Annotated in this window: 4 protein-coding genes; 1 reads left to right on the top strand and 3 read right to left on the bottom strand. The window is 67.8% G+C overall.

Annotation, left to right across the window (positions count from 1 at the left end):
• Positions 1-140: 140 nt before the first annotated feature.
• The 3 genes from RIN43_RS16085 to RIN43_RS16075 are packed head-to-tail and all read right to left on the bottom strand — an operon-like array spanning position 141 to position 3,638.
• Positions 141-944: a hypothetical protein gene (locus tag RIN43_RS16085; protein WP_309129936.1), complete on the bottom strand. Its 804-nt coding sequence runs from the start codon at positions 942-944 to the stop codon at positions 141-143.
• Positions 945-977: 33 nt separating this feature from the next.
• Positions 978-1,322 (bottom strand): TraR/DksA C4-type zinc finger protein, encoded by a 345-nt coding sequence (locus RIN43_RS16080; RefSeq protein WP_309129935.1) that lies wholly within the window; start codon positions 1,320-1,322, stop codon positions 978-980.
• A 60-nt stretch (positions 1,323-1,382) separates the two neighbouring features.
• A complete protein-coding gene (locus RIN43_RS16075; protein ID WP_309129934.1) occupies positions 1,383-3,638 on the bottom strand; it encodes a glycoside hydrolase family 3 C-terminal domain-containing protein in 2,256 nt (751 codons plus the stop codon).
• 151 nt (positions 3,639-3,789) lie between these two features.
• On the opposite strand from RIN43_RS16075, the gene RIN43_RS16070 reads away from it, so the two are divergent.
• A partial coding sequence (locus RIN43_RS16070) for an MFS transporter (RefSeq protein WP_309129933.1) occupies positions 3,790-4,763 on the top strand: 974 nt, incomplete at its 3' end.

The following is a 4,763-nucleotide window of genomic DNA, read 5'->3' as shown; positions in this document are numbered from 1 at the left end:
GGTGTTGGGGACCGGGCTCTTGGCGATCCGGCTTCGGTGGAGGCTAACCGGCACCCTCCCCAGGGAAAGAGGGGATTGACGGAAACCGGAACAGGCCGTAATACGGAAGTGCGGATCTCCCGGGCGGCGCCTCGCCGGCGTCAGGCGCCGGGTTCCCGGCGGGGTTCCGGACGAGGTTGCGGGCGGTCGGTCGCCGGGCGTGCGTCGAGTTCGCGGGCGACCTTCTTCTCGAGCACTTCCACCGCTTCGTCCGACAGGACGATCAGCCCGTCGAGCTCTTCGCGCACGCGCTTGTACGCGACATGCCGCTCGGCCTGGGTGGCCGACTCGTCGATGGCGAGCTTGAGCAGCTGCTGCGCGCGGTCGAGGCGCTTGCGCTCGTCTTCGGTGAACGTGGAGTTGCGCAACCGGCGCGCGTCGCGTTCGGCGACGTCGAACGCAACCGCGTAATCGCCGACCGCGTCGAAGTACTCCGAGATCTGCTTCTCGCTCACCTTCGCGTCAGCGGATGCCGGGCGCAGCGCGTCGGCGGTCTTCTTCGCCCTGAGGAAGGCGGCGGTGAGTGGCTGGCGCCCATCGCTCATCGCCGGGAACGCGATGAGCTTGGCGACGTCGAGCTCGTACTCGAGCCAGCGTGCGGTGATCTCGTCGTGCTCCTTCATGAGCCGCTCGAGCAGGTCGCGCGGCGGGACGGATGCCGTCGATTCGGCGTGTCCGACGCTCTTGCGTCGCCCGCGGACGGGTTCGCCCGCCAGCGCGCGCGCCTGGATTTCGGCGGCCTTCAGCTCGGCCTTCACGCGCATGGTCTCGAGCCGGCGCCTGTGTCGCCGCCGCGCGGCGCGTTCCCACGCCGTGCCGATGCCGCCGGCCATGCCCATGATGGGGAACACCAGCCACCAGAAGTCGCCGGCGAAGTCCCACAGGCCGCGGAAGAACTCGTCCATGATGTTGAACAGCCTAGTGAGCGGGGCCCGGCATCACCGCGCCTTCTCAGCGCACGGCACGCACTGCGCGGCGAACGGCCGCACCTCAAGGCGCGCGGGCGGGATCGGCTCCCCGCAGGTGGCGCAGATGCCGTAGGTTCCGGCATCCAGTCGTTCCAGAGCCTCGTCGACGCGCTGTAGCTCGGCGCTCGCGGCATCCGAAAGCGCCGAGAGGCGCGACCATTCCGACGACAGCGTGACGCCCTCGGGGTCGTGCTCGTCGTCGTCGTTCGACCCCTGCCGGTCGTGGACGAGCTCCGCCAGCGCCGCCGCGGCGGCGTCCGCCCGCGCGGCGGCCGTCGCACGCAGCTCTGTGAGCACGGATCGGAGGTCGGTCATGCCGACACCATACGACGACATTCGAGGGCTGCACTGCGGACGATCTCGTGTGGGCACCCGTCAGCCGCGTTGCGCCCTCTCGACGAACTGGATCATCTCGTCGCGAGGCAGCGGGAAGCCGTCGAGGCGGCCGACCGGGAAGTTGCCGAGCATCTTCAGCAGCCCGCCGTCGGCGTCGCCGTACTTGGCTTCGATCGCCGCCCGCAGGTCGGCTCCGACCACCGGATTCGCGAGCAGCTCGTCGAACGACGAGTTCATCGACACCGGCAGGTCGACCTCGTCGCCGTCGAGCTGCACCGAGGTGCGGGTCCGCAGATCGCGGCTGGACGCGCCGACCTCGATCAGGTACTCGCCGCCCTCCACGACCCAGCGGTCGACGCGCACATCCCAGTACGCCAGCTCCGAACGACGCAGCGGAATCTGCACCGTGACCGTCTCGCTGGGCTCGATCGCAACGGAACGGAAGCCCTTCAGCTCGCGCGGCGGACGCTGCACCGACGAACCGTCCAGCGAGGTGTACACCTGTACGACCTCGCGGCCGGCGATCTCCCCGGTGTTCGTCACGGCAACCGTCACCACGACGTCGCCATCCGCGTCGACCTCAGCGGTCGCGTCGCCGTACGAGAACGTCGTGTACGAGAGACCGTGGCCGAACGGGTACGCCACTGGCAGGTGGCGTGCGTCGTACCAGCGGTACCCGACCAGGAGACCCTCGCCATAGCGCACGTGGCCGTGTTCGCCGGGGAAGTTGCCCCACGCTGGGGTGTCTTCCAGCCGCAGGGGGATCGTCTCGGCCAGCCGGCCGGACGGGTTCACCGCACCGAAGAGCACATCGGCGGTCGCTGATCCGCCTGCCTGTCCGAGCAGCCACGCTTCGACGATCGCCGGCACCTTGCCCGCGAATGGCAGCGCGACGACACCGCCGTTGGAAAGCACGACCACCATGCGGGGATTGGCGGCGAGCACGGCATCCAGCAGCTCGAGCTGCGCGCGCGGCAGGTCGATGTCGGTGCGGTCGAAACCCTCCGACTCGATGTGGGCGGGCACGCCGAGGAACAGCACGACGGTGTCGGCTGCGGATGCCGCCGCGACCGCCTCGTCGCGCAGCTTCTCGGCATCCGCGGTCATCGGCTCGTCCTCGTCGATCGTGAATCCGGCGGCGAAGGTGACCTCTCCCTCAGCAGCATCGCGGATCGCGTCCAGCGCGGTGTCGACACGCGTCGGGTTGATCTGCGAGGAGCCGGCGCCCTGATACCGGGGTGTGCGGGCGAACTCACCGATCACGGCCAGTCGCCCGTCGGTGCGCAGGGGCAGCAGGGGAGTGGACTCCTCGCGCCCGTCGACGGGGGCCATGTTCTTCAGCAGCACGATCCCGCGCCCTGCCGCTTCGCGCGCGAGGGCGTGGTGCGCTTCGACGTCGAGCGGAGCGGATGCCGTCGGCCGCGCCTCGGCCTTGCGGGCGAGTTCGAGGATGCGATCGACGACCACGTCCAGCGCCGCTTCGTCCAGGCTGCCCTGCTCCACGGCATCCACGATCTGAGCGTCTGTGCGGCCCGAGCTGCCGGGCATCTCGAGATCCATTCCGGCCACGATGCCGGCGACCCGGTCGTTGACCGCACCCCAGTCGGAGACGACGATGCCTTCGAATCCCCACTCGTCACGCAGCACCTGACTCAGCAGCCACGGATCTTCCGACGCATAGGCGCCGTTGATGCGGTTGTACGAGCACATCACGGTCCACGGCTGAGCGTCCTTCACGACGCGCTCGAAGCCACGCAGGTAGATCTCGCGCAGCGCCCGCGGATCCACATCGCTGGAGACGCGAAGGCGGTCGGTCTCTTGGTTGTTGGCGGCGAAGTGCTTGAGGGACGCGCCCACGCCCTGCGACTGGATGCCGCGCACGAGACCTGTGCCCATGACCCCGGAGACGATCGGATCCTCGGACATGTACTCGAAGTTGCGTCCGCACAGCGGCGAGCGTTTGATGTTGATGCCGGGACCCAGGATGACCGCGACGTCCTCGATCGCTGATTCCACGCCGAGGGCGGCACCGACGCGTTCCGCGAGTTCGGGGTCGAAGGATGCCGACAGGCCGACCGCAGGGGGGAAGCAGGTGGCCGGAACGCTGCCGGCGAGGCCGAGATGGTCGGACCCGCCCGCCTGCTTGCGCAGACCGTGCGGGCCGTCGGTGAGCATGAGCGACGGGATGCCGGCGCGCTCGACGGACTTCGTCGTCCAGAAATCGGCGCCACTGGTCAGCGCCGCTTTCTCTTCCAGAGTGAGGTTCGACGCGCGCGTCGCTTCTGAATCGGTCATCAGGACTCCTTCGCTCTGATTGCTGAACAGTCGCTGAACGCGGCTCTTGATCCCGAAACCTTATCGGTCTAGGTTTTCAGCCACAAGGAAGGGCATGGCCATGGTCAGCGAGGACTGCGGCAGCCGACCTGTGACTGCCGAAGGAGGCGTCATGACAACGTCGAGTGGATCCGCGGCGGGTATGCCGTCAGGGATGACGGCCACCAGCTCCGCTGCCCGTGAGCATCATTGGTTCCCCGAGCCGACCGAGCCGCCTCCCCTTCGCTACAAGGTCGGCCTGGTCGTTGCCCAGTTGGTGTTCTTCATCGCACTGCTCGGCCCTGCCATCATCGGCGTCAGCCTGAAGGTGCAGACGATCACGCCCGAAGCGGAGCGCAACAGTGCGCTCGCGCTGGTTGCGGGCATTGGAGCCTTCGGAGCCCTCGTCGGAAACGTGCTGTTCGGCCGGCTGTCGGACCACACCGCTTCCCGTTGGGGGCGCCGGCGGCCATGGATCGTCGGCGGCACGATCGTGATGACGCTTTCCTTCCTGCTCATGGCGATCGCTCCGAACGTGCAGCTCACAGCACTGGGCTGGTTGCTCGCCCAGCTCGGCGCGAATGCGACGCTGGCTCCGTTCATCGCCACGATCGCCGATCAGGTCCCGAAATTCCAGCGCGGCAGTGTGACGGCACTCATCGGTATCGCCCAGAACGTCGGAATCCTCGGCGGTACCTATGTCGCCCAGCTGTTCATGGACCAGATGATCATCATGTTCGTGGGCCCGTCCGTCCTCGCGATCATCGCGATGACCGCTTTCGCGTTCCTCCTTCCCGATCAGGTGCTCCCCGCCAAACCGCCGCGCATGAGTCTCCGCGAATGGGTTGAGACGTTCTGGGTGAGCCCGGTGAAACACCCGGATTACGCGCTCGCCTGGTGGTCGCGATTCCTCATCACGCTGGCGACGTTCATGTTCACCACGTACCGGGTGTTCTATGTGCAGGACCAGATCGGCGCCGACACGGCGGACGCGGTCAACATCATCACGATGAGCGTGTTGATCTATACGATCGCGCTGGTCGCCACCGCCTGGGTGGCCGGGAAGCTCTCCGACAAACTCGGGCGCCGCAAGATCTTCGTCGGAGG

This window comes from Microbacterium sp. (assembly GCF_031178445.1).
Lineage (GTDB): Bacteria > Actinomycetota > Actinomycetes > Actinomycetales > Microbacteriaceae > Microbacterium.
The sequence above is the reverse complement of the archived record's forward strand: the minus strand, read 5'-3'. Positions and strand labels throughout refer to the sequence as shown.

Coding starts and splice junctions, on each gene's coding strand:
- RIN43_RS16085 (WP_309129936.1), bottom strand. CDS start 944: ATGGACGAGTTCTTCCGCGGCCTGTGGGACTTCGCCGGCGACTTCTGG.
- RIN43_RS16075 (WP_309129934.1), bottom strand. CDS start 3,638: ATGACCGATTCAGAAGCGACGCGCGCGTCGAACCTCACTCTGGAAGAG.
- RIN43_RS16080 (WP_309129935.1), bottom strand. CDS start 1,322: ATGACCGACCTCCGATCCGTGCTCACAGAGCTGCGTGCGACGGCCGCC.